This window comes from Sporomusa malonica (assembly GCF_900176355.1).
Classification (GTDB): Bacteria; Bacillota; Negativicutes; order Sporomusales; family Sporomusaceae; genus Sporomusa; species Sporomusa malonica.
In genome coordinates, this window is record NZ_FWXI01000013.1 from 1 (window position 1) to 25070 (window position 25070).

Annotated in this window: 21 protein-coding genes and 1 rRNA gene; 7 read left to right on the forward strand and 15 right to left on the reverse strand. The window is 42.2% G+C overall.

Features of this window, described 5'->3' with window-relative positions; all coding sequences use genetic code 11:
- Both B9A22_RS14685 and gyrA read right to left on the reverse strand, forming a co-directional pair.
- Window positions 1-313: ribosomal RNA gene (locus B9A22_RS14685) — 16S ribosomal RNA — on the reverse strand; the annotation flags it as partial.
- Between the two features lie 473 nt (window positions 314-786).
- Window positions 787-3240: a DNA gyrase subunit A gene (gene gyrA, locus B9A22_RS14690; RefSeq protein ID WP_084576623.1), complete on the reverse strand. Its 2454-nt coding sequence runs from the start codon at window positions 3238-3240 to the stop codon at window positions 787-789.
- A 188-nt stretch (window positions 3241-3428) separates the two neighbouring features.
- On the opposite strand from gyrA, the gene B9A22_RS14695 reads away from it, so the two are divergent.
- From B9A22_RS14695 to buk, 3 genes are all read left to right on the forward strand, one after another.
- A complete protein-coding gene (locus B9A22_RS14695) occupies window positions 3429-4067 on the forward strand; it encodes a manganese efflux pump (protein ID WP_084576625.1) in 639 nt (212 codons plus the stop codon).
- Between the two features lie 24 nt (window positions 4068-4091).
- Window positions 4092-4718 (forward strand): sporulation membrane protein YtaF, encoded by a 627-nt coding sequence (gene ytaF, locus B9A22_RS14700; protein ID WP_084576627.1) that lies wholly within the window; start codon window positions 4092-4094, stop codon window positions 4716-4718.
- A gap of 94 nt (window positions 4719-4812) precedes the next feature.
- Complete coding sequence (buk, locus tag B9A22_RS14705) at window positions 4813-5886, forward strand: butyrate kinase (protein ID WP_084576629.1); 1074 nt, start codon at window positions 4813-4815, stop codon at window positions 5884-5886.
- 58 nt (window positions 5887-5944) lie between these two features.
- Here the strand turns inward: buk and B9A22_RS14710 are convergent, their stop codons facing one another.
- The 4 genes from B9A22_RS14710 to B9A22_RS14725 all read right to left on the reverse strand — a co-directional run bounded on the left by B9A22_RS14710 (window position 5945) and on the right by B9A22_RS14725 (window position 12378).
- Window positions 5945-7246 carry a SpoVR family protein gene (locus B9A22_RS14710; RefSeq protein WP_084576631.1) on the reverse strand — a complete coding sequence of 434 codons (1302 nt, stop codon included), beginning with the start codon at window positions 7244-7246 and terminating at the stop codon, window positions 5945-5947.
- 1 nt (window position 7247) lies between these two features.
- A complete protein-coding gene (locus B9A22_RS14715) occupies window positions 7248-8453 on the reverse strand; it encodes a YeaH/YhbH family protein (protein WP_084576633.1) in 1206 nt (401 codons plus the stop codon).
- Window positions 8454-8472: 19 nt separating this feature from the next.
- Window positions 8473-10398: a PrkA family serine protein kinase gene (locus B9A22_RS14720; RefSeq protein WP_084576634.1), complete on the reverse strand. Its 1926-nt coding sequence runs from the start codon at window positions 10396-10398 to the stop codon at window positions 8473-8475.
- A 291-nt stretch (window positions 10399-10689) separates the two neighbouring features.
- On the reverse strand, window positions 10690-12378 hold the full coding sequence (locus B9A22_RS14725) for a methyl-accepting chemotaxis protein (protein WP_084576636.1): 1689 nt from the start codon (window positions 12376-12378) through the stop codon (window positions 10690-10692).
- 210 nt (window positions 12379-12588) lie between these two features.
- Here B9A22_RS14725 and B9A22_RS14730 point away from each other — a divergent pair, with 210 nt between their 5' ends.
- Window positions 12589-12927 (forward strand): L,D-transpeptidase, encoded by a 339-nt coding sequence (locus B9A22_RS14730; protein ID WP_084576638.1) that lies wholly within the window; start codon window positions 12589-12591, stop codon window positions 12925-12927.
- Window positions 12928-12929: 2 nt separating this feature from the next.
- On the opposite strand, the gene B9A22_RS14735 is transcribed toward B9A22_RS14730, so the two are convergent.
- The gene (locus B9A22_RS14735) at window positions 12930-13457 is read right to left on the reverse strand and encodes a hypothetical protein (RefSeq protein ID WP_084576639.1); all 528 of its coding nucleotides are present in this window, start codon (window positions 13455-13457) and stop codon (window positions 12930-12932) included.
- A gap of 138 nt (window positions 13458-13595) precedes the next feature.
- Between B9A22_RS14735 and B9A22_RS14740 the strand changes: the two genes are divergently transcribed.
- Entirely contained in the window at window positions 13596-14075 is a 480-nt protein-coding gene (locus B9A22_RS14740) for a YbaK/EbsC family protein (RefSeq protein ID WP_084576641.1), read from the forward strand.
- A gap of 81 nt (window positions 14076-14156) precedes the next feature.
- Here the strand turns inward: B9A22_RS14740 and B9A22_RS14745 are convergent, their stop codons facing one another.
- Window positions 14157-15146 carry a beta-ketoacyl-ACP synthase III gene (locus B9A22_RS14745; protein ID WP_084576643.1) on the reverse strand — a complete coding sequence of 330 codons (990 nt, stop codon included), beginning with the start codon at window positions 15144-15146 and terminating at the stop codon, window positions 14157-14159.
- 322 nt (window positions 15147-15468) lie between these two features.
- Between B9A22_RS14745 and B9A22_RS14750 the strand changes: the two genes are divergently transcribed.
- Window positions 15469-16557, forward strand: a complete 1089-nt coding sequence (locus tag B9A22_RS14750) for an FUSC family protein (protein ID WP_084576644.1) — start codon at window positions 15469-15471, stop codon at window positions 16555-16557.
- A 432-nt stretch (window positions 16558-16989) separates the two neighbouring features.
- On the opposite strand, the gene gyrB is transcribed toward B9A22_RS14750, so the two are convergent.
- The 7 genes from gyrB to dnaA all read right to left on the reverse strand — a co-directional run bounded on the left by gyrB (window position 16990) and on the right by dnaA (window position 24361).
- Entirely contained in the window at window positions 16990-18906 is a 1917-nt protein-coding gene (gyrB, locus tag B9A22_RS14755; protein WP_084576825.1) for a DNA topoisomerase (ATP-hydrolyzing) subunit B, read from the reverse strand.
- Between the two features lie 5 nt (window positions 18907-18911).
- Complete coding sequence (remB, locus tag B9A22_RS14760) at window positions 18912-19175, reverse strand: extracellular matrix regulator RemB (protein ID WP_084576646.1); 264 nt, start codon at window positions 19173-19175, stop codon at window positions 18912-18914.
- Complete coding sequence (locus B9A22_RS14765) at window positions 19153-20019, reverse strand: DciA family protein (protein WP_084576648.1); 867 nt, start codon at window positions 20017-20019, stop codon at window positions 19153-19155. Before B9A22_RS14765 ends, remB begins: the two co-directional genes overlap by 23 nt.
- Before the next feature lie 4 nt (window positions 20020-20023).
- On the reverse strand, window positions 20024-21121 hold the full coding sequence (gene recF / locus B9A22_RS14770; protein WP_084576650.1) for a DNA replication/repair protein RecF: 1098 nt from the start codon (window positions 21119-21121) through the stop codon (window positions 20024-20026).
- The gene (locus tag B9A22_RS14775; protein ID WP_084576652.1) at window positions 21118-21339 is read right to left on the reverse strand and encodes an RNA-binding S4 domain-containing protein; all 222 of its coding nucleotides are present in this window, start codon (window positions 21337-21339) and stop codon (window positions 21118-21120) included. Before B9A22_RS14775 ends, recF begins: the two co-directional genes overlap by 4 nt.
- Window positions 21340-21373: 34 nt before the next feature.
- Entirely contained in the window at window positions 21374-22504 is a 1131-nt protein-coding gene (gene dnaN / locus B9A22_RS14780) for a DNA polymerase III subunit beta (RefSeq protein ID WP_084576654.1), read from the reverse strand.
- Window positions 22505-22792: 288 nt separating this feature from the next.
- Window positions 22793-24361, reverse strand: coding sequence for a chromosomal replication initiator protein DnaA (dnaA, locus tag B9A22_RS14785; protein WP_084576826.1), 1569 nt, complete (start codon window positions 24359-24361; stop codon window positions 22793-22795).
- A 507-nt stretch (window positions 24362-24868) separates the two neighbouring features.
- Here dnaA and rpmH point away from each other — a divergent pair.
- A complete protein-coding gene (gene rpmH, locus B9A22_RS14790; protein ID WP_084576656.1) occupies window positions 24869-25003 on the forward strand; it encodes a 50S ribosomal protein L34 in 135 nt (44 codons plus the stop codon).
- The last annotated feature ends 67 nt before the right edge of the window (window positions 25004-25070 follow it).

The window sequence follows — 25070 nt, forward strand, 5'->3', positions numbered from 1 at the left end:
TCATCCTCTCAGACCGGCTACTGATCGTCGCCTTGGTGGGCCTTTACCCCACCAACTAGCTAATCAGACGCAGACCCATCTCTAAACGATAGCATATTCAGAGGCCATCTTTCTTATCTCAGTCATGCAACCGAGATACCACATTCGGTATTAGCACCACTTTCGCGGTGTTGTCCCCATTTTAGAGGCAGGTTGTCTACGCGTTACTCACCCGTTCGCCACTAAGTAACCATAAATAAATACTCCGTTCGACTTGCATGTGTTAGGCACGCCGCCAGCGTTCGTCCTGAGCCAGGATCAAACTCTCCAATAAAGTTGTATGCCGTCTATATGACTCTTGGCATGCTGTTTCTTGATTGAGGAGACAAGCTACTCGATCAGAAGAGACAGGCCAAATTCAAAGTCACATTGTGACTACATTATATTGAAGCCATTTAATGGCTCATTAAAATCAAAAATTGTTTTTAGTTTGTGTCTTGCGACACGCACGCACATCTGGCATTTTTTATGATGCATTACTTTACATTGTTCAGTTTTCAGAGAACGTTTGTGTTGTCGTTTCGCATTACTGCTGAATTCGACAGCTTTTATATGTTATCACGTCTATCTCGCCGTGTCAACATCTTTATTCTTGGTATTTCTTGCTGTCATTATTCGTATTTGGTTATTATTGCCTTGTACTGAACCGACTTGATTATATTATCACGTCTACCTTGTTGATGTCAATATTATTCTGAGGACGGTTGAAAAAACAAAGCGCCCCGCTAACGCGGGGCGCTTATAACTTTAATCGTTATTGGCTTTCTTTTCAACGACCGCTAAGGCAACCACTTGATCATCTTTGTCGGTTCGCATAACCTTTACGCCCTGAGTACTACGACTAGTCACTGATATCGTATCGATTTCCATCCGAATGATGATACCGTCACTTGTTATCAGCATCAGTTCTTGGCCTGGCTTAACAACTTTTATACCAACAACATGGCCGATTTTTTCAGCTGCACTTGGTTTAATGTTAATAACACCTTTACCACCACGACCAGTGATGCGGTATTCGTTGACTGTTGTACGTTTACCATACCCTTCAGAAGTAACAGTCAGCACTTCGCCGTCTTTCCTCACAACCTCCATGCCAATTACTTGATCGCCTTGATCCAAGTTAATTCCACGAACTCCATGAGCAGTCCGTCCCATTACGCGCACATCGGATTCATGGAAAACAATGGCTTTGCCATCCCTAGTACCCATGATGATGTCTTGCTCGCCATTGGTTAACTTAACACCGATCAAATCATCGTCCTCATCCAGGGAGATAGCGATCAGGCCACCTTTACGCGCCGTATCAAATTCCAGTAGCTCGGATTTTTTGACAATCCCTTTTTGGGTAGCCATAAATAGGTGCCGATTGGCACTAAACTCTTTGAGAGGAATAACGGCTGTAATTTTTTCATCCTTTTCCACCTGGAGCAAGTTGACAATAGCCGTCCCTTTGGCCGTACGCCCTGCCTCTGGCAGTTCATAGCCCTTCAGTCGGTACATTCTACCCCTGCTGGTAAAGAACAAGAGATTGTGGTGAGTTGTCGCAACAAAGAGATGCTCAACAAAGTCCTCTTCTTTTGTTCCCATCCCGGTTACACCTTTGCCGCCTCGGCGCTGACTGCGATAAGTATCAACAGGCAGACGTTTGATGTACCCTTGGTGAGTCAAGGTAATTACGATATCCTCTTCTGCAATAAGGTCTTCCATATTCATCTTGGACACATCGCTGGTAATAATAGTACGCCGTTCATCAGCAAACCGTTTTTTGACATCCAGCAACTCTTCCTTAATGATATTCATTACTTTACCCTCGTCTGCCAGTACGCCCTCCAACCATTCGATGGTCTCAAGAATGTCTTTGTATTCATTCTCGATTTTCTCGCGTTCAAGTCCAGTCAGACGTTGGAGACGCATATCCAGAATAGCCTGAGATTGCTTCTCGCTTAGGGTGAACTTGTCCATCAAAGCATTTTTTGCAATCTCAGGGGTTTGCGATCCCCTAATTGTTTTAATAACAGCATCCAAGTGGTCAAGCGCAATTTTTAAGCCTTCTAAAATATGAGCTCTAGCTCGCGCTTTATCCAATTCGAACTTGGTCCGACGAACAATTACAATTTTTTGATGCTCAATGTAGTGGTACAGAACTTCTTGCAGGTTAAGAACTTTAGGGCGACCATTAACAAGCGCCAGCATATTAACCCCGAAGGTATCCTGCATTTGCGTATGTTTATAAAGCTGATTTAAAACAACATCAGCATTAGCATCGCGTCTAAGTTCAATGACTATCCGCATACCCTTCCGGTCACTCTCATCTCGGAGATCAGTAATGCCATCAATGGTCTTATCCCGAACAAGACCAGCAATGTTTTCAATCAGTCTGGCCTTATTGACCTGATAGGGTATTTCACTAACTAAAATACGCTGTTTACCGCTGGACATGTTTTCAATTCTGGCCTGCGCCCTCATTTTGACACTGCCTCGCCCAGTAGCATAGGCCTGCCTAATACCTTCACGCCCGAGGATTAAGGCTCCAGTCGGGAAATCAGGCCCCTTAATAGCCATCATTAATTCCATGATAGTCACTTCGGGATTATCAATCATCATGATGAGACCATCAACCACTTCCCCAAGGTTGTGCGGGGGAATGTTAGTAGCCATACCAACAGCAATACCAGACGAGCCATTAATGAGCAAGTTTGGCACTTTAGCCGGCAATACTGACGGCTCTTTTAATGATTCGTCATAGTTGGGAACAAAATCAACTGTGTCTTTTTCAATATCGGCCAGCATTTCCTCGGCAATTCGCGACATACGCACTTCAGTATAACGCATAGCCGCCGCCGAGTCGCCATCAACAGAACCAAAGTTTCCATGTCCATCTACCTGCATATAGCGGGTAGAGAAATTTTGCGCCATTCTAACAATGGCATCATATACCGAAGAATCACCATGAGGGTGATATTTACCCAAAACTTCGCCGACAATACGTGCCGATTTTTTGTACGGCTTATTGGCAGCCATTCCGGCTTCGTGCATAGCGTAAAGTATCCGCCTATGAACAGGCTTGAGACCATCACGAACATCAGGTAATGCCCTCATAACAATTACGCTCATCGCATAATCGATATATGAATTTTTCATTTCGTCTTCAATTTTGATAGGCAGCACTTTACCTAATCCTAAATCTAAACCATCTTCCACAAAACCACCTCAATACTCGACATCTTACTATATTTTCCCCACATATGCAAAAAAATCCTGCAAAAAATCAAACAAACAGGCAAAAGTATCTGATAACCCTGTGGCTGTAACCGATTTTTGCCTCCAACCATATACTAATCACGAAAAGACAAAACAGTCTTATCATCATAACAGGAGGCGCACGGTTCATGAGCATCTTTTATGTTTTGCTGCTTGGCTTAGCTGTCAGTATTGACGGTTTTGTGGCCGGCATCGCTTATGGCTTGAGAAATATCCGCATGCCCTTTGCTTCTTTGTGTATTGTCGGATTTGTAGCCAGTATTTGCACGGCTGTAGCAATGGTTATGGCCTACATGGTCGGTCAGTTTATTCACACAGATATTGCCATTGCTATCGGGGCTGCCTTGCTGATACTGCTTGGCCTATCAAGCCTGTTTCAGCAATATTTGACCAAGGACGTCACTTCATATGAAATAGACGGTGAAGTAACTGCCCGCAAACTCACCTTTTCCTTAGGGCGTCTAGTAATTAGTATTATGGCTAAGCCGGAGACTGCCGATGTTGACAAACTCGGTTTTATAAGTCCTTTAGAAGCTGTTTTTTTAGGATTGGCTGTTGGAGCTGACGCTATGGTTGGCACTTTTGCCGCTGCGCTTATGGGGCCGCTGCCGCTCTACACACCGATCATAATCGGGGTAATACATATGATATGTATCTCTGGCGGCTATCACTCTTCACGGAGGCTTGTTTCAGAGAAATTAAAAAAAAGATTTCCTTATCTTCCCGGAACCTTATTAATTATTCTAGGGTTACTGCGTTTAGGTTAAGGTTGCTGCTAGGAGGCAGAAATTATGTTATATGTAGTTTTGTTAGGCTTCGCGGTCAGTCTTGACGCCTTTGCCGCCGGTGCAGCTTACGGATTAAAATCTATAAAAATGCCTGCCACCTCACTTGCTGTCATCGGCCTTATCACCGCACTCAGCACTAGCGTTGCCATGGTTCTCTCATACTACCTAGGCTCATTTCTCAATACTCATATGGCGGTCGCCGCGGGGTCCCTGCTTCTAATTGCCATAGGGGCATGGAATATTTTTCAGGAATACATTACAAAAAAATGCGTAAGCCAGGATACCTTGATAGCAGATACCCGCCTTACATTCCGGATAGGCCGTATTGTTATCAGTATAATGGCAGACCCCGAAACAGCAGATGTTGACCACTCCCGTTCTATTAGCCCTTCTGAGGCCATCTTACTTGGTTTAGCCTTAGGTATTGACAATATGATTGCCACCTTCGCCGCGGCACTAATTAAGCCGCTGCCAATCTATACCCCTGCAGTTATGGCCTTTATCCAGGTGCTGCTGATTGCTGTGGGCATTGGTGCTGCCTCCCGCCTGGTTTCAGAGGACCTGAGAAGACGTTTTCCTTATATTCCTGGAACAATTTTAATCATCCTGGGCTTACTTCGCCTGGTTTAAACCAGGCGCTTTTTATTCTTTATTTTGCTTAACAAATTCCGATAATAATACTACAATAAAGGTAGTTGTAATTAGATGCGATTGGGAGGTTATCATGGCATATCAGATCTTAACAATTAACCCTGGCTCAACATCCACCAAAATTGGTTTATACCATGACACAAATGAAGTATTTACTCAAAATATTAGCCATAGTGCTGAAGAAATTGCGCAATTTACTACGATCACCGATCAGCTTGATTACCGTCTGGAAAAAATAAATGATTTTTTAACTACTCAAAACGTTAAATCAACTGACTTCGCAGCAGTCGTCGGACGTGGTGGTCTCTTAAAACCGATGGTAGGCGGTACATATCAAGTTACTGATAGCATGCTGGACGATTTAAAGCATAGTCGCTATGGCTCCCACGCCTCTAATCTTGGTGCCATTCTGGCTGATCTCATAGCCAAGCAAGGCTGCTGCCCAGCCTATATTGTTGACCCTGTAGTTGTTGACGAATTGGCCCCGGTAGCCCGGATTACTGGAAGGCCGGAAGCTCCCCGCAAAAGTATTTTTCATGCCCTTAATCAGAAAGCTGCAGCTAAACGGTTTGCCAAAAGCATCAACCGCCCTTATAACAGCCTCAATCTGATTGTGGCCCATCTGGGCGGCGGCATTTCGGTTGGTTGCCACACATTTGGCGAAGTTGTTGATGTAAACAATGCCTTGGATGGTGACGGCCCCTTCTCACCGGAGCGCGCCGGCACGCTGCCTGCTGGACAGTTCATCGAGAAAGTAATTACAGAAAAACTCGACTATACAGCTGTAGCTAAGTTATTAGCTGGAAAAGGGGGGCTGGTAGCTCATCTGGGAACCAATGACGTGCGTGAGGTTGAGCACCGCGCCGCAGCCGGTGATACTCAAGCTGAACTTATCTATCAAGCCATGATTTATACCATTGCCAAAAGCATCGCCGCCGCCGCCGTACCAGTATGCGGCAAGGTAGACCATATTATCCTGATCGGCGGCATTGCATACTCAGAGCAGCTTACAACCAAACTTAAAGAATATATTAGTTTTATTGCACCTGTCACTGTCTTGCCTGGTGAGAACGAACTGCAGGCACTGGCCGAAGGCGCATACCGGGTACTCACTGGTGAAGAGACAGCCCGCGAATACGCTGAATAGAAACTCCCCCCAGGGCAAGGCTCCAGCCTTAACCTGGGGGGAGTTTACTAATACCTGGCTACGCGTCCCATACTGACACAATCTTATCTTCGGTACAGCGAATAATCTTATCCTTGTTATTAAGCTTGGTTTTCAAATCTACTTTGCCGCCCCATAAATCAGAAATATACTTAATCGTTTCTTTAGCATAATTGATCTCTAGTTCCCGGTCGTCATAGAGATGCTCAAGGTTCAATGTCCCATTTTCTACGCCTTGCGCGTCTATTTCCGGCACCATCCCCAAACCAACGGAATTAGCCAAGTCGTTCCTGATGGCTTTCCAGCCGTCTTCGTCAGATACTTCGGATACTACAATATCAACACCACGCACTTTATAATTAAACAGGCACATCTCCTCACACAGTTCTCTGTTCAAATACCGTCGTAGAAAAGACTGATCTCTTTCTTGCGCGCGGATCTCAAAGATCTTTTCCCGCCCGCTTGTTTTATCCAGATACTCAAACATTTTAAAACCAATAAAATACGGATTAATCTGGCCTTCGTGCGGTCTAACTACAAGGTTGTGGCGCTGCAAAAACTCAAAATGCAGGCCCTGTGGCAATTCAAGCTGATTGAGCAGCGTATAATGCCAATAGCTGGCCCAGCCTTCATTCATAATCTTAGTTTCCAGTTGTGGCAGAAAGTAAAAGGTTTCTTCCCTGACAATATTGATTAAATCCTTCTCCCAGTAAGCCAGCTTACCACGCTCGCTTAAATAACTCAGCAAGTCACATTTAAGCCGTTCAGGTATCTCTTCCAATGTCTCTTGGGCCAGTTCACTCCTGTTTGGCAACTTACCCTCACCTTGCCGCCTGACTTGGAATCGAAGAGCGTGAGCAGCGTCGAGAATGCGTTCAACCTTCCTTGGGCCTATGCTGGGATCGGCAATGTAGTCTCGCACTCGGCTGGCATGACTCTTGAACATCTCGACAGTCAGCTCAGCCCGGGTGTTCTGTTTAAATAGCCGGTTATTCTTAAAAAAGTCGTTATGTCCATACACGTGAGCAATTGTCAATATCTGTAAGAGCAACGTGTTATCTTGCATTAAATAGGCGAGGCAAGGGTCAGAATTAATTACCATTTCATAAGGCAGGCCGGTTAAGTTATAGCTATAATAGGTTTTTTGCCGTTCATACATTTTACCAAAACTCCAGTGAGGATAATGAGAAGGCATGCCGACATAGGCTTCATAGCACAACATATCTTCGTAACTGCAAATCTCAAACTGCTGCTCATAGCACTCAAGACCCACGTCTCTAATCAGTGCTTCAATCTGGCTGCTCCAGTTTTGTAATTCACTTATTGTATACTCGGCCGGCATTTTATTCCCCACCCCCAGCTCCGGCCTCGGCCTCTGACTCTTTTTCAAGTACTCGCCTAAAGGCCGGCCAAATATCCTCTTTTCGCCCCATAGTCACAATAATAAAGTTTTGATCTTTTATATTCTGCTCCAGTTCTCGACGAACAGTAACACCATAGCCATAATTGGCAAGAATCTCGACATAGCCAAATAAATTGCTGACACTGGTAAGCTCCTTAGCCTTTTCAATTGTTCTTGAATTATCTTCTGTCCAGTTGTCGCCATCTGTGCAATGAAAGGAATAAATATTCCATACGGTCGGGCTATAGCGCTGCTCAATAATTTCAAGTGCTTTTGCGTAGCCGCTCGAAATCATTGTTCCGCCTGTTTCTCCATGATGAAAGAACTCCCGCTCATTAACTTCTTTGGCCTCCGTGGTGTGGGCAATGAACACGACCTCTACCTGTTCATACTTCCAGCGCAAAAACTGATATAAGAGAAAGTAAAAGCTACGGGCCAGATACTTTTTACTCTGATCCATCGAGCCTGACACATCCATAATGCAGAATACAACAGCATTCGAGTGGCGGCGAATCTCTTCTTTTACCCGGAAATAGCGTAAATCGTCTTCACGGAAAGGTACCCGCTCCCGTACCCGGGAGCCATCTTCTGCGTAGCGTTCAGTACATACATTTTCCCGGATTAATCCTTGCTGGCGCTTGAGCTTCTCCACCATGGTCCGCTTCTTGGCCAGTCGCGGTGGAATACCTTTACGCTGGTAGCCTGACTTTTTGAATTTATGCTCTGACTCTTGCACGGCAAATTTTTTCCGCTCTAAATCAGGTAGTTTAAGATCCTCAAACATATAATTGACGATTTCGTCCATGGTAATCTCAGTCTCATAGATATCTTCGCCTTGTTCACTACCAGCGTGCCCCATCCCCTTTTCCTGCTGGCTGTTAGTACGGCCAACTACCTGGCCGCGCTGCTCGTTGCCGCTGCCACTGGCAGTACCGCCGTTATTCTTGCCATAGATAAACTGGTACTCTTTAATCCCGCGAATAGGTATCTTAATTTTTTTGTTTTTACTCTGGCCGATAATACTTTCATCGGCAATAATATCACCCAGATTCCGCCTAATGGCATCTTCCACCAACTCCCGGTGGCGCTTGCGGTCATATTGTGAACGGTCAGACTGTCCAGTGCGTCCCTCCTTAAAGATTGCCATAGGTCACCTCCGCTTTCGCCTAGTCCTTCCACAGATTATTGGCAGCATATTTTAAGACCACATTGCAGCAGTGCGGGCAGTAGCCATTGTCTTTCATGGCTTCGACCATGGCATTATACTTGGAATCCTGTTCCTTATCCCTTACTCTGGCCTGGGTAATGATGCGGGAAAGTTCTTTGACTGATGCTGTCAATTTCTTTTCAATCGCTTCTTTCAGCGGTTCATAGCTCCCGTATTCAATTTTTCCCCCGCCCCGCATGACTGAAAACATATAAGACGTCACATCCTGGCGGAACCCCTGGGCTGCCGTACCAGTAATGCCGATTTGTTCTTCGATAGATTGTAGAAACTTGATGTCAGGCTCAAGCTCTTCCCCTGTACTCTTATCTTTTAACTTAGTCGTATTAACATAGGCCTCAGCGTGGTCAAGATAGTTGTTAAACAGACTTTCAGCTTGTTCTCTATACCCATGAATAAAGGCTTTTGTTACCTCTTTTTCCAATATCTTATTATACTCTTTCTTGATGGTATCCTGTAGAAAGCCAAGATATCTTTTCTTTTCATCCTCGCCAATAGCCATTTCCTTCGTCGCCTTAACCATAGTCTCAATAACGGCAATCGGATTAATGCAGTTAAATTCAGATTCTGACAATGCCGTATCAAGAGCCTTCATGATAAAACGGGTAGAGATGCCGGTCATGCCCTCACGCAGAGATTCCTCGCGAAGCTCAAATATGTCGATTTTTTTGGTCGAACCCTTTTCAACAATTTCTTCGCCATTATAAATTTTGAGCTTAGTAAACGGATCAACCTTAGTAGAAAGCGTTAGCCGGGTAAGAATGGCAAACATAGAGGCTACCTCAATGGTATGGGGGGCAATGTGGGCGTTAAAACTGCTGCTCTTTAGTACCTTGCGATATATCTTGACCTCTTCGTCCAGTTCCAGGCAATAAGGCACTTCTACTTTGACAATCCTGTCAAGAATAGCCTCATTGGTATGGTCAGATTTGAACTTATTCCATTCTGCTTCATTGGAGTGGGCCAGGATAATGCCGTCGAAATAAATCATGGCGCCCTTACCAGGCGACGGGATCGACTTTTCCTGAGTCGCCGTGATCATTGTATGAAGATATTCAACGTCATTTTTAAATACTTCGATAAATTCGACTACACCCCGGTTACCCACATTAAATGCGCCATTTAAGGACAGCACCCGCGGGTCATCTTCTGGATACAGATCAAGTTTGGAGATATCTACAGACCCTGACAGCACTGATGTATCCTGGTTATTTGGATCAACTGGCGGCACAACGCCAATGCCTTTGCGAGACCGGATAGAAAATCCGGATGTTGTAACAGGAAAGCGCTCGAACTCACCGTTATATTCGTGATTAAGCCGGTAACGGCAGATAGGGCATAAATCGCCTTCAATCTTAACGCCAAGCATTTCCTCAAATTGGGGACGGAGGTGCTTAGGAATAAGGTGAAGCGGCTCCTCCCGCATTGGGCAGTCTTTCAAAACATATACTGGCAGACTCATTTCCAACGCCTGTTTTAATGATTCCATAATGGAGGACTTACCTGCACCAACTGGGCCTACCAGATACAGTACCTGCCGGGATTCTTCGCCTTTCATAGCAGCTGAATGGAAATAACGCATAATTTTCATGATACTTTTATCAATACCAAAAAATTTATCTAGAAAAAAACTATACCTTTTTAAGGTATCATTGCCGTATATCCGTTTTAGCCGTGAGTTTTCTTCTGTCTTTATTGTCTCGACACCGGGCTTGACTAGCAGTTCATACATTCGCTGATGGGCTAGCACGACTACGCTAGGGTTTTCTTTTACAATTGTCAGATAGTCTATCAAGTTACCGTCAAACTTGTATTGCTTGTGTTCATCCCTGTCTTTCTTAATCAGTTTCTCGAAATCATAGGCCATATTACATGCCTCCTCCTTCTTATTTAACGGAAAGCACCCTGGGGAATATTTCTAACATTTAATCAATATGCATTTTCTTATGTCACAGGGGAGAAAAACTACTTTTTACTAATTTATTATCCTCACAAAAAAATTGGGCCTGTCTTAAATAAAAAAAAAGCAGCAGGTGTTTTTGAAACACCTGCTGCTTTGCGTTTATCCTGTAAGAAAGTACAACTTTCCGTCTGGATAAGGCAACATCGGCTTCCGCTGTCGCCAAAGGCTCGGCGCAAGCCGTGTTTTCTTTATCTACTAAACTTTTTGCTTTTCGCCTACAAATAGCATCCCAATGATATGCCCGCTTTTATCTTTGAGCGGCTCATAATTGACGATATACCACTGCCTCATTACAGTAGCACGACCAATATACTCAGTAGCCCGTTCAAGTACAGCCTTTTCAACATACTTAGCTGCCGGTGTGCCTGTGGCTCGCCGTCCCGACTTAGTTGTCACGGTTGTGGCAATTCGGGTATTTCCCTGGAACACCGTACAGGCTGCCCCGACTTTTTGCGCAATGTCATCAACAAGCCTATCATTGTTATTAATTACTTGATCACCGGCAACCACCTGATTGTTGCTATTAATATAAATAGGTCCATATTGGGTTAATAAATTACGGGCTTTATCCAGCTTATCTTTAATTCTCTTCCGTGTGATTTCATCAACAGCAACAAATTGAGCTGTCATTTCTTCCATGCTTTGGGCCATAAGATCCAGATCATGTGCTGAGGCTGCGATTTTTTCAATTGTCGCAAACACCTCTTCACTGGCAGCATTAATTTCCTGACTAGAGCCTGAGAAATGGCGGGCAATACTGGTGATTTCGCCTACATTAACCGCGATATCCTCTATATCATTGGCAACACCGGCTGTATTGTGCGCCATAGAGCTGACTTGTTCATTTAGCTTTTTGCTTACGGCGATAATGTGGTTCAAGGCAGCTTCTGAACCGCTAGCCTTCTCAGCTCCCTGATGGGCCTGGTTAAGCGCGTCCTCGATGGCTGCTACCGTGTCTATCGTTTCCTGTCTTACCCCTTGTACCAGGCTGGTTATTTCCTCAGCCGACTGACGCGAGCTTTCTGCCAGTTTTCGTACCTCATCAGCAACTACAGCAAAACCTCGGCCTTGTTCACCTGCCCGAGCCGCCTCAATAGCTGCATTGAGCGCCAAGAGATTAGTCTGGGCGGCAATCGCTGTAATCACTTCGACAATCTGCCCAATCTGGTTAATTCTCCCAGCCAGACCATGAATAGCCTTAGCCGAGATATCCATTTGATTCTTTACCCCGGTCATGGTTATAATGGCTTCTTTAACCTGACCTGCGCCATCAACAGCACTGGCACTGGCTTCTTTAGCCAGTTCAACTGTCTGAACAGCCATGCGATTGGTATCCTGTACCTGGGTACTGGCATGATTAGCAGACTGACTGCATAACTCAATGTCATGTACCTGCCTGGCCGAACCAGCTGCAATTTCACCCATATTCGCGGTGGTTTGGCGCATGGCTTCCGTAGTCTGTATTGTATAATCAGACAAATATTTACTTGCTGAAGATACTTTTCCGCTAATCTGCGTAAGTTCCCCCACTAAGTCCGATATTTTTCCCATGAGATTATTTGTCGTATGGGCCAATTGACCAATTTCATCATTTGTTGCTATTTTTAATTTTTTACTCATATCCCCGCCGCCCCCAGCCATTTCCATTAGGCTGGCCAGCAATTGGTGAATTGGATTGGCAATAGCCCTGGAAACAAACAGCGCCCACACTGCTAGAACGAATAATGATCCTATAATATACATAATTATAATTGCCTGAAAAGTCGCAGGAGACATGATGTTCATTAGCAGAAGAATCCCGGCCAAAGGTGCTATACCGGTAAAAAACAGACAGCTAGCCAACTTACCATTAATACCTTGCAACCATTTTAATAGCTGCTTCATTTTGACTCACTCCTTTCAAATCAGATAGATCATTCTCATTTTTCATTACTTCGTGAAATTTCTGTTAATTCCTTCTGTAACTGGATTAAATTGTTAAAAATATCACATCATCTAACTAAAAATAAAAATAGTGTCACATATTGTCAACACTATTCCATGATCACATCACATCCGCCTCTATCAGCATAGAATAGTAGCGGAGGTGAAAATATGGCTTATTCTATTAAAATCTCGTTACTACAGAAACTCCTAATTCTTATGAAAGACGGCAAAATCGTGAGAAGTTATCCTGTCGGCGTAGGCAAAACAGCTACCACTACCCCCATAGGAAGATATCATATTATTAGTAAGATCCGTAATCCTGGTGGCCCCTTTGGAGTAATGTGGATGGGGCTCAGTCAGCCTCACTACGGTATTCATGGCACTAACAATCCATCTTCTATCGGCGGTGCGGTATCTAAAGGCTGTGTTCGTATGTATAACCGGGATGTGCTTGAATTAGCGGGCTTAGTTGATGTCGGCACCCCGGTCACAATTGAAACTAATTAATCTTAACCCAACTCAACACTATCCTCGTCCTCTATATTACGTGAAAAACACATTTCTGCAGTGAGCTGTTCAAAAAAGTTTACATTGAAGACCCCAGGTACAGTACCATTTGTCATGCGGTTGCCGTGAAAACCGATAATGACCCCTTGGACGATGGCTGCTGTCTTACCGTTTGACAGTGGTATGCCGCGAAAAGGATTAAAATCAAGAGGAGCAATATAATAATTAAGTACACCGTCACTATTGACGACCAACCGATTAGGGTCTAACCCATCAGCAGTGTAAATGGCATCAGTAGGAGCAGCTGGCCTAAGACCTCTATCTGTAGCAAACCAGACAGTATAGACGCCCTGCGGAATAAGCCCTTCAGCCGATATTGAAATACTACCGCCACCGTCGTAACCGCATACCTCACCTGTGGCTGTAGCTTGCACCCAAAAACCAGCATCAATAACCGGCGGCCTGTTGGCAGGCAATATATCAAACTCAAGCTGACAGCAGCCTTGACATTTATCAACCTTTCTGTCCATTACACATCTCCCCTTCCCGAAACATTATGTTGCTATATTATATGCCTCATTTAGCGTAAATGCTAAAGCCACTTCACATCTGTTGTGATTATTGTATAATAATACATAATTAGTCATATTTACCAGGAGGATATTGTTATGGCAGAAACATTAGGAAAAAGTGCGGCCAAAATCCAGGAAGAGCTCAATAAATTCGGTCTGGAACTCCAAGTAGTTACCATGCAGGATTCAACCCGTACTTGTGTCGAAGCGGCCACTACTATTGGCTGCGAAGTCGGGCAAATCGTCAAATCTATGATCTTTCGCGGAAAAAATACCGGCATACCGGTACTTATTGTTGCCAGCGGTGATAACCGCATTAATGAAAAAAAAATGAAAGAATATCTGGGTGAAGCTGTATCCAGGCCTGATGCCAATTTTGTTCAAGAAACAACAGGCTTTGCCATTGGTGGTATTCCTCCTATCGGACATGTGAACAAACTCAAATGCTTCATCGATTCAGACCTTTTCCGCTATAATGAGGTATGGGCCGCTGCCGGCACACCGTTTGACGTATTCCGGCTTAGCCCTGATCAATTAGCGGCAATCACGCAAGGTCAAATTATTGATGTCAAATAACGCAAAACCGCTGGCACCTGGCCAGCGGTCTATTTTTTTATTATAAGCGGACTCTTCCCCGCTTTTTGTAGGTCTTCTCCCTTATTGCCATTTGATTATGGTTGCGCCCCATGTAAGACCGCCCCCAAAGCCAACTAATGCAATTACATCCCCACTTTTTATCCTGCCGCTTTTAACGCCTTCATCGAGAGCAATAGGAATAGACGCAGCCGATGTATTCCCATATTTGTCAACATTAACGATAACCCGCTCCATTGGCAAACCTAGCCGTTTAGCAGCTGATTGAATAATTCTCAAATTTGCTTGATGTGGTACAAGACAGGTAATATCAGTTGCTGTAAGATTTGCATTTTTAAGCGCTTTGTTTACCGTTTCTCCCATAACCTTAACAGCAAATTTAAAGACCTCATTACCATCCATATGGATAAAATGGAGTTTATTTGACAGTGTTTCTTCAGATGCAGGCAAACGTGATCCACCGGCAGGCACCTTGAGCAGATCACCCCCTGCGCCCTCTGCTCCCAAATCAATCCCAAGAATTCCAGTTTCTGGGCTGGTCTCACCTAAGACAACAGCTCCTGCTCCATCCCCAAAGAGGATAGCAGTATTCCTGTCTGTCCAGTCGGTAATGGTTGACAGGGTTTCTGCGCCAATAACTAATACTTTTTTATAAGTACCGGATTTGATAAAACAACTGCCGGCAGAAAGTCCGTAAATAAAACCAGAACAAACTGCTGTGAGATCAAAGGCAGCCGCGTTAACAGCTTTGATATTACTTTGTACTAGACAGGCGACAGAGGGGAACATCATATCTGGCGTAACAGTCCCAACGATAATCAGATCAAGCTCCTCAGCACGAACGCCTGCAGCTAACAGGGCTCTCTCAGCCGCTTTAGTCGCTAAATCTGATGTAGCTTCCCCTTCGGTTACAACATGTCTTTCACGAATCCCTGTGCGTTCAACAATCCATTTGTCTGATGTATCAAATTTCTCTTCTAGATCATAATTTGTAATCACTTTTTCTGGAATATATGATCCTACTCCCAAAATTCCTACAGATATTTCGCTCACTAAACGCCCTCCTTATTAACATTCTACACCCTATACCTTTACTATCAGTGCGATTATTATACCACAAATAAGTTACATAAAATACCAAGGAAAATACAACCCTTTATTATGAGTTGACTGGTATTCGTGAATAAAATTCACCTTCTATCTCCTCGTATAAAGCGATCTCTATGTTATTCTATTGGATTATTTTAAATTAATACCTACTATTATATTCTGCCATTAAATTCTCTGAAAATCAACTATTTTATTGCTAGGATTGCCGAAATGGATTATATTAACCATGTAATCACATATTTTTTTAAGGATTGATTAAAAACACATGAAAATAGGCGCTCGCATTATAAAAACAGGTATTGCAGTCACAATTACCATGTTTATTTGTAAGATGCTCGATCTTGAGCCAGCCTTTTTTGGCGCTGTCTCGGCGGTCATTAATATGCAGCCATCTATATTTTTAACAATTACAACCGCAAAAGATCAGATTATGGTACACATTTTGGGAGTTAGCGCTGGCCTAATTTTGGGCTACCTACTTGGAAGTAACCCTATTACAATGGGCCTTATCACCATCCTGCTCATCTATTTACATATAAAGTTTGGCTTTAAGAGCAATATCACAATGGGGATAATTGCTGCCTTATTTGTCCTGAGTTCAAACACTGAGCAATTTTTACCACACGCATTAATCAGAACAGCAGTAATATTTGTTGGTCTGAGTGTAGCTATGCTCATTAATATCATTCTCTGGCCCCCCCGCTACAAACAGCAATTCAAAGAGAAACTACAAGCAAGCAACCAACAAGCAGTCAGTTATTTTTGCCAGGCCATACAGGACTATGTTCAACTTGAAAATAACAAACCGCCTATACGTCATGAACAAAAGAAAGCCGTCCATAAAATAAATAAGGAGTCACGCAAACTGATAGAGTTTTTACAACGGGAAGGAGAAATATTAAGGCCAGGTGCAACAGAACAAAGTGATTGGCTTACCAATGCTGAAAAGTTTATTGACTACAACCAGTCGCTGATCGGAAAGGCAGATAGAATTTATGAACTCTTGCCTGCCAGATTTGACCGGCGACAACAATCAGGCTCTCAGTCGATTAGTGAAGAATTTAGAATGATTTTAGAGATATTAGAAAGTGGCTGCTCTACCATCGCCAGGATTAACGGAAAGCTCAGGTCTGTTATTATCGATGAGATTCCAGCTGAACCTGAAGAGATTAGTGAAGATTACTGGGAAAAACTGACCCAAGCTATTGAGCACTGGCAACCCAAACTAACTGGTAGTTATTATCTGCATGCTTTACTTGATGTAGCAGTGACCGCAAATGAAATAAAATGGGCCTCACGCCAAGCTAAAAAGCTATTATATGACAGCATGTCAATAAACATGCCAGAGGGCTAATTCGGCTAAACGATTTACTACAAATCTGTGCTTTTAAGTAGTCAAATTTTTCTAAATAAATATTACTTGAAAAGCAATCTAAGCTATGGTATTATCTAAGTAAGCACCATCCCTATAGAGCCGTAGATTCAACCAGGATTGCAGTATCTAGGAAATATCCAGGTTTCCGTTAATTGCAAGTAGGTTAGTTTCAGGCAGGATAGTGTTTTTTGTTTGTAAAATAGGGCCGTTTGAAACAAGTTTTCCGTCTGGTATAAGAGTAAAGTTAACCCGTTTCGGAAGCAAGTTGTTTGAGATTGTCGTGTTCATGAATTCTATAGGGATGGCTGCTAAAGTAAGAGGAAGGGGAAAACCTTCCTCTTACTTTTTTTTAAAAAATCACCCAGTCAATATTTTTATTGACTGGGTGATTTGCATTTATAAACAACTATTTTATATATCCAAATTCCTAACCTTACTTGCATTATCCTCAATAAACTTACGTCTTGGTTCTACTTTATCACCCATGAGTATCGAAAATATTTCATCCGCAGATATAGCATCTTCAAGTTCAACCTGGAGGATTGTCCTGGTTTCAGGATTCATAGTAGTTTCCCATAATTGCTCTGGATTCATTTCACCTAAACCTTTATATCGTTGAACATTAATGCCTTCACGACCAATTCTGCTTAGCAGATTATCCATTTCGGCATCACTATAGAGATACCAGCTTTCTCTGCCTTTTTTGATAAGATAGAGCGGCGGTTGGGCAATATATACATGACCACTCTGGATTAACGGCTGCATATACCGATAGAAGAATGTTAACAGCAAGGTGCGGATATGTGACCCGTCAACATCGGCGTCTGTCATGATAATAATCTTGCCATAACGGCGTTTTTCGATGTCAAACTCCTCGCCAATCCCACTACCAAAGGCAGTAATCATAGCTCTGATCTCTTCATTGTTGAGGATTTTGTCCAATCGAGCTTTTTCTACGTTAAGGATTTTTCCCCGTAATGGCAGAATAGCTTGAAAGCGACGGTCACGGCCTTGTTTTGCCGAGCCTCCGGCGCTATCTCCTTCTACGAGATATATCTCTGTCTGGTCAGGATCTTTTATTGAACAATCGGCCAGTTTCCCTGGTAGTGAGCTTGATTCAAGGGCACTTTTACGCCTAGTTAATTCACGCGCTTTACGGGCAGCTTCTCGTGCCCGAGAAGCTGTTAGAGATTTCTCAATGATTTTTTTAGTAACTGCAGGGTTTTCTTCAAAAAATTCATTAAGACCCTCTGAGACAATATTATCGATAATACCTCTGACTTCGCTGTTGCCCAGTTTAGTCTTGGTTTGCCCTTCAAATTGCGGTTCCTGCAGTTTGACGCTGATGACTGCTGTCATTCCTTCGCGAACATCTTCGCCGCTTAGGTTTTCATCATTTTCTTTAAGGACATTAAATTTGCGGGCATATTCATTAATCGTCCTGGTTAAGGCAATCTTAAAGCCACTTAAATGTGTGCCGCCTTCCTGGGTATTAATGTTGTTAACAAACGAATATATATTTTCAACATAGCCGTCATTGTATTGAATTGCGATTTCAGCAAGAGTAGTGTCTTTTGATCCGTTTAGGTAGATTGGCTTGGCGTGAACAACATCCTTATTTTTGTTTAAATGCTCAACAAAAGAAGAGATGCCGCCCTCATAGTAAAACTCTTTCCTTTCTTCAGTCCGCTCATCCTCAATAATTATAGTCAGCGTTCGATTAAGGAAAGCCAGTTCCCGGAGGCGATTTTTTAGTGTATCAAAACTATATTCAGTTTCCTCAAAAATTTGTGCGTCAGGTTTAAAAGTTACCTTGGTTCCAGTTTCTTCAGTCTCGCCGATAATCTTAAGACTTTGTACAGTATTACCGCGTTCGAAGCGAATAAAATGAATCTTACCATTTCTTTTTACCTCTACCTCCATCCATTCGGACAGCGCATTAACTACAGATACGCCAACACCATGGAGGCCACCAGAAACTTTATAGCCTTCACCGCCAAATTTACCGCCTGCATGTAGGATGGTAAGCACGACTTCAACAGCCGGTTTTCCTGTTTCATGCATATCTACCGGGATACCGCGGCCATTATCAATAACTGTTATACAATTATCTTTATGTATTTTTACTTGAACTCTGTTGCAGAAACCGGCCAAAGCCTCGTCAATACTATTATCCACAACCTCGTATACCAGATGATGCAGTCCTTTAGCTGAAGTACTTCCAATATACATACCAGGGCGTTTGCGGACAGCCTCCAAGCCTTCAAGAACCTGAATCTGCTGAGCACCATAACTGCCGTTTACTGTTGTATCACTCATTTCTGACATCATGCCTAACCCCCGTATTCCTCATCGCCGACCGCTATATGGCCAGCTCTTTTTTTCAATGTTTGTGATGATATAGCTGATAGATAAACATTTTGGTCTGTTATAATAAAACTTTTTGCATTGTTATCAGATATATCAATGGTTTTGTTCATAGATTTTACTTTTTTTATATATTTTTCAGTGATTGCTGAGCCAGCTATCTTCAAATCAAAAATGGCTATTACATTGCGTAAGGGAATAACAGTATCAGCGCCCAGGTGAAGAAACATATTTTTTCCTCCTGACTTTTTCCGCAAGTCGCACTTTTATTTTGCTAATAACAGTATCAATAGTTTCTTGGTTTATTCTATCTGGTTTGATTCCTGTCATCAGCATAACTAATACAGCTTCGTTAAGCTTATCCCATCCAGGCTCAAACAGACCACGAATTAGTTTATGTACTAAGCGCTTTTTAACAGCGTGAAACTCACGCGGAACACAAGGAACAAAATTGCATGTTTCCTGATAATTAAACCAGGGAGCCTCCATTAGGAGCTTTGTGAGCGCCTGACTCTTTTCCTGCTTACATTCAATATAGCAGGCTGTGCAATGCATTTGCCCTGGAGGCACTAATACGCTGCAGCGTTTACAGGACTGCCAGCCTGCTTTTTGTTTTGTTTTAGTAATCCCTGTTTGTTTTATTAACATGTAATAGCATTTTTTCCGAAGGTTAGCATCCTGAATAGCTTCAGTTTTTTGCCACACATCAGCTAACTCGCCAGCATCAAGCTTAGCTGGTTGCAAAATAGCAATATTTTCCCCATCTTCTTGATGATTCTGGTATTTTTTCAAATCTCCTGCCTGAAACCGAATATCTACTATTAGTTTTTCATTGAGAAATGTATTAATCTTATCCATTATCCCTAGTTTAAGCATCATCAAATGATGACTCCATACTGGATTATTCACAGCTAAAAGTAGAGTACCGCGCTCTACTGAAATGGGCCACGAATGACTTGAGATTTCCTCACCTACAATCTCCTGCCAGTGAATAATAACAGATTGAGCATTATACTTTTTGGTTAAACCCATCGATTTTAGCGTCCCTGGCAATACATCCTTTAGCCTGAACATTGTATCACTCCGTTACTGTACCACTTAATATTCGGTAGAATTTTCCTAATTTTCCTTCAGAAAAATATTGTTCATCAGCAGCGGTGATAAATGTTTGAACACGTTCCCTAATAAATAAGAGTAACTCAGAACGGCGTCCGGCGTCAAGTTCACTCATAACATCATCTAACAATAAAATAGGATATTCGCCAGTTTCTGATTTAATAAATTCTAATTCAGCCAGCTTTAAAGCCAATACACCTGTACGTTGTTGACCCTGTGAGCCAAAATTGCGCATATTCTTGCCATTTACTGAAAAAATTAGATCATCACGGTGTGGGCCAATACTTGTACTACCGCTCATAATATCCTGTTTACGCTGACATTTAATTTGCTCATGATACCAACCGCTCAAATCATCAACTTTATCCTGATTTGAGCCGTTTAAAAAGTATGCTACTGACAGGTTTTCACGGCTGCCGGTAATTTTACGATGATGGAGATTGGCGAGCATTGTCAGTTTTTTTACTGATTCAAGGCGTTTTTTTGTAATATTTGCAGCTGATCCAGCTAGTTGTTCATCCCATGGATGCAGCAAATCAGTACTTGCCTTGCCTTCTCTGATTTTTTTTAGCAGATTATTACGTTGTCCCAACATCCGGTTATAGTTTAAGAGTTGTCGGTAATATACCGGGTTAGCTTGCGATATTTCATTATCCAAAAAGCGCCGACGTAAAGCCGGCGCTCCTTTTATTAGCAGCAAATCCTCTGGCGAAAATAATATTGCATTAAGGGAACCTACAATCTCCCGCGCCGGCAAAGGATGACTATTATATAGTATCTCCTTATTTTGGTTGGCTATAAGCTTTATTTTAAGCGAATTTTCCATATCTTGCCGATCAAAAATAACTTCTATACTGGCTGCAGGCTGATCCCAGCGAATTAGCTCCAGATCGGTGCTAGTACGGTGGGATCGCCCCATCGCCGAAAAATACAAAGCCTCTAAAAGATTGGTTTTCCCTTGTGCGTTTAATCCAACAAAAATATTAATGTTAGCCGTAAAGTCAATATTAATATTTACATAATTTCTGAAATTACGTAAAGTCAGCCGTTTTACTCTCATGCCTCACCTGTAATAATTCTCCAGCAGCCAATACCTTTTATCTCAATAATATCACCAGGACGGACTTTCTTTCTTCGTTCAGTAATAATAGTGCCATTAAGTTTAATCATCTTGTCCTCAATAAAAGGCTTAATGTGGGCACCATTATCAATAATTCCTGCCCATTTTAGCAACTGATCCATATTAATTTCTGAGGTGTGTATTTCGATTTCTTCCATAATTTTTCCTCCATACGAAATCGCGCTTTAACAGTTAACTGGTACGAACTGGAGTAATAATATATGTATAGTTATCATCATTAACAGGCTTTATACTTGCTGGACTAAGAGGAGTATTTAGGGAGAAATGTAGTTCGGTGGCGCCAATGTTTTTTAGAATATCTGTTACATACTTAGCATTAAATGCAATTGTTATTTCTGTACCCTCTGTAACAATAGGTACTGTTTCATAGGCCTTTCCAATATCAGGATTATTCGAGGTTATGATAACTTCATCAGCGTTGAATTGAAACTTAATTACGTTATATTCCCCGTCTTTAGCCATAAGTGAAACACGTTCGACAGCATCCATAAATAAGGCTGTATTGATCGATGCGACTGTACCAAATTGCGGAGGAATTACGCGGTTATAGTCAGGGTATTGTCCTTCAATGATTCTAGACTCTAAATATACATTTTCAAAACGAAAGGCTACCCGGTTTTTTTCCCAGCAAATATTAACATCAACAGGCAGCTCTGATGATAATAAACGAGCTAATTCATTAAGCACCTTAGATGGAATAACGATTTTTAAAGGATTACTATTATCACTAGATTTTTCTAATATACTCTTTTTTAATGCTAGTCGATGAGTGTTGGTAGCAATCATTCGTACATCAGTTTCTGTTGATTCTAATAGCGCACCAGTAAAAATAGGTCTGCTTTCTTCGGTAGCGCAAGCAAATACAGTTCGTTTAATTAGGTCGCGCAGTAAATTGTCTTTAATTATAAGTGTATTGTTGTTATCTGATTTATCAAAAAGAGGTTTTAAGATAGGAAATTCTTCAGCAGGCAGACTTAGAAGATTAAATTGAGATGTACCTGCGGTGATTTTTATTGTGCGATCTTCAGTTGATGAGGCAATTTCAACTGTTTCGCCTGGAAGCCTTTTTACTAGTTCTTGAAAATAACGGCCTGATAAAACAATTTGTCCTGGAATATCGACTTGGGCATCGATAGCGCAGCTTATGCCAATTTCATAGTCTGTCGCTTGAAGTTCGAGTTTGTTATTTTGGGCTGAGAGATATATACCTGCCAGGATAGGGAGAGTTGCTTTTGCAGCCACAGCCTTTTGAACTGTTTGAACAGCATGGTTCAGCTGGTCTTTAGCACAGGTAATTTTCATAGAGAAGCCTCCTTGCATTTCTCGGTTGCAGTAAAAAATTTGGATAAAGCAGTAATATTATTATTATTTAATACATATAGTAATAAAATAGCCGTAATAGTAGTAGGTGCTGTTGATATGTTGATAAATATGTCGAGTGGTGGATTTATTTGAAGTTAGCGTGTTTATAATATGTCGATAAGTGTTATAGCGGTTATCAACATATCAACAGAAAAATGTCTGTATAAAATTATACACAGTTTGTGTACATCTTAAACTTGTGGTTATACACAGAGTTATACACTGATACTATGATTCAATACGCTTAATCAGATCCTTGAGTGTATTGTTAAGTTTGGCGTCCATATTTTTCTCCCGGCTGATTTTGTCGTGAGCGTGTATAACGGTAGTATGGTCACGGCCGCCAAATATTTCGCCGATCTTTGGCAGTGAAGTTTCGGTTAGTTCGCGGCATAGATACATGGCGATTTGCCGGGGGTAAGCCACATTACGGGTTCGTTTCTTGGCTGACATATCCTCTAATTTAAGTTTAAAGTGGCCTGCGACAATTTCTTGAATTAGATCTGTGGTAACCTGTTTTGGCCGGCCATTAGGAAAGATATCTTTAAGGGCTTCGGTAGCCAAATCAATATCGATTGGTTGATTATTAAGTGATGCATAGGCAATAACCCTGATTAATGCACCCTCAAGCTCACGAATATTGTTTTCAATCCGGCTGGCAATATATACGACAACTTCATTGGGAACACTAAGACTTTCCATCATAGCTTTTTTTCGGAGTACGGCAATCCGTGTCTCTAGGTCTGGGGTCTGGATATCTGTGATCAATCCCCATTCAAAGCGGGAGCGCAGCCTGTCTTCAAGGGTTTGAATTTCCCGAGGCGGCCGGTCACTGGAGATAATGATCTGTTTGTTTGCCTCATGCAGGGTGTTAAAGGTATGAAAGAATTCTTCTTGAGTATGTTCTTTTTTAGATAGGAATTGAATGTCATCAACAAGGAGAACATCAATATAACGGTAACGCTGACGAAAACTTTCCGGATTACCGCTAATAATGGAATTAATGAGTTCGTTGGTGAATTTTTCGCTGGATATATAGACAACCTTCATGTTTGGGTTGTTTTCTTTGATGCGATGACCGATAGCATGCATAAGATGAGTTTTCCCTAATCCTACACCGCCATAAATAAAGAAAGGATTATAGACTTGTGCTGGTGCCTCTGAGACGGCCAGCGAAGCAGCATGGGCTAATCGATTGGAGTTGCCAATAACAAATGTGGAAAAAACGTATTTAGGATTTAAATTAAAATCATCTCCGGGTATTGTATAGTATGGCTGGTTTCTTGAAGGCCTTTTTTCCGGTTGGATAGTGGTTTGGGGAGCAGGTACAGCAGCCGCCGGTGAAAGTGACGCAGCTGCTTCAGGAATATCGCCCATATCATCAAGGTATTTCAGAAAGTCATTATGGTTGATATCATCCTCAGCCTCTTGCTGAGCAGGACTTTGTGGAAGCGAGAGTGTGTCTTTGGCTGGAGTGGTGAAAGGAATATCCTCAGCAAGTACGTCAGCTTCCGTATCTACGTCAAGCAGGGGAGTTTCTTCGACACCTTCCATTTCAATATCCATATTTATAAAGATAACTTCAAAATCTTTGTTGGCGGCAGCTTTTAAGGCAGCCTTAATAACAGGCACATAGCGGCTTTCCAACCATTCCTTGACAAATTGCTTAGGAGTGCCAATTTCAATAACATTATCGTTAATTGACAGCGGCATTGTCGATTTGATCCATGTTTCAAAAAGCGGTTTGATAAACGCTTTTTTCATATGTATCAGGGCCTGTTGCCAAATGCTTGCCATATAAGCGGTATCCGCGCTCATTTCAGTTGATCAGTCCTTTCCTTGTTATGTTTTCCACAAAATGTGATGACAATTAACATAAGTTATCCACAAAGATATCAACAACTGTGAATAAGTTTTATTCAGACAGTGTTTAGGGCGAAAAAAAAATACAACGGCGGTACATAATATTCCCGCGACCGTGTATTATCAAGTTATCAACCTTTGTGGACAAACTTGTGAATAAGTATGGTTTTTTGTGGATAAGTCAGAATAAATGTATATAAATCAACGTTATCCCAAGAGATTGTTGATAACTGCATAATTTATATTAACAAATCACGTGACAGTTATCAACAAGATATTTTCCCCTTGGACAAAAAATGGCGAATTTTATCCACAGAAGTCTATGTTTGATACTGTCAATATTCTTGACATATTGCCTTGCGCTAGTCTATAATCTAAGCTAGTGAAATTTTGTAGATTTCAGTGTAGTATGTTCTCCGCTTTAATAAGGAGGTGTTTAGAATGAAACGTACTTATCAACCAAATACGCTGTGGAAAAAAAGAACTCATGGTTTTCGTGAGCGTATGTCGACAATAGGTGGCCAGGCCGTTATTAAGAGAAGACGCGCTAGAGGCAGAAAAAAATTGTCAGCATAAGTAGGCCGCTTTAGTGGCCTATTTTTTCCATCAGATAGGGCTGTTTGTAAATGCATAACTGCGCTAC

Bases quoted from the DNA above. Each gene is read 5' to 3' on its own strand.
- B9A22_RS14750 (WP_084576644.1), top strand. From the start codon at position 15,469: ATGAAAATAGGCGCTCGCATTATAAAAACAGGTATTGCAGTCACAATT.
- B9A22_RS14710 (WP_084576631.1), bottom strand. From the start codon at position 7,246: ATGCCGGCCGAGTATACAATAAGTGAATTACAAAACTGGAGCAGCCAG.
- B9A22_RS14735 (WP_084576639.1), bottom strand. From the start codon at position 13,457: ATGGACAGAAAGGTTGATAAATGTCAAGGCTGCTGTCAGCTTGAGTTT.
- B9A22_RS14740 (WP_084576641.1), top strand. From the start codon at position 13,596: ATGGCAGAAACATTAGGAAAAAGTGCGGCCAAAATCCAGGAAGAGCTC.
- ytaF (WP_084576627.1), top strand. From the start codon at position 4,092: ATGTTATATGTAGTTTTGTTAGGCTTCGCGGTCAGTCTTGACGCCTTT.
- recF (WP_084576650.1), bottom strand. From the start codon at position 21,121: ATGAGAGTAAAACGGCTGACTTTACGTAATTTCAGAAATTATGTAAAT.
- gyrB (WP_084576825.1), bottom strand. From the start codon at position 18,906: ATGTCAGAAATGAGTGATACAACAGTAAACGGCAGTTATGGTGCTCAG.
- B9A22_RS14720 (WP_084576634.1), bottom strand. From the start codon at position 10,398: ATGGCCTATGATTTCGAGAAACTGATTAAGAAAGACAGGGATGAACAC.
- B9A22_RS14725 (WP_084576636.1), bottom strand. From the start codon at position 12,378: ATGAAGCAGCTATTAAAATGGTTGCAAGGTATTAATGGTAAGTTGGCT.
- B9A22_RS14695 (WP_084576625.1), top strand. From the start codon at position 3,429: ATGAGCATCTTTTATGTTTTGCTGCTTGGCTTAGCTGTCAGTATTGAC.
- B9A22_RS14765 (WP_084576648.1), bottom strand. From the start codon at position 20,019: ATGTTCAGGCTAAAGGATGTATTGCCAGGGACGCTAAAATCGATGGGT.
- dnaA (WP_084576826.1), bottom strand. From the start codon at position 24,361: ATGGCAAGCATTTGGCAACAGGCCCTGATACATATGAAAAAAGCGTTT.
- buk (WP_084576629.1), top strand. From the start codon at position 4,813: ATGGCATATCAGATCTTAACAATTAACCCTGGCTCAACATCCACCAAA.
- rpmH (WP_084576656.1), top strand. From the start codon at position 24,869: ATGAAACGTACTTATCAACCAAATACGCTGTGGAAAAAAAGAACTCAT.
- remB (WP_084576646.1), bottom strand. From the start codon at position 19,175: ATGTTTCTTCACCTGGGCGCTGATACTGTTATTCCCTTACGCAATGTA.
- B9A22_RS14775 (WP_084576652.1), bottom strand. From the start codon at position 21,339: ATGGAAGAAATCGAAATACACACCTCAGAAATTAATATGGATCAGTTG.
- B9A22_RS14730 (WP_084576638.1), top strand. From the start codon at position 12,589: ATGGCTTATTCTATTAAAATCTCGTTACTACAGAAACTCCTAATTCTT.
- dnaN (WP_084576654.1), bottom strand. From the start codon at position 22,504: ATGAAAATTACCTGTGCTAAAGACCAGCTGAACCATGCTGTTCAAACA.
- B9A22_RS14715 (WP_084576633.1), bottom strand. From the start codon at position 8,453: ATGGCAATCTTTAAGGAGGGACGCACTGGACAGTCTGACCGTTCACAA.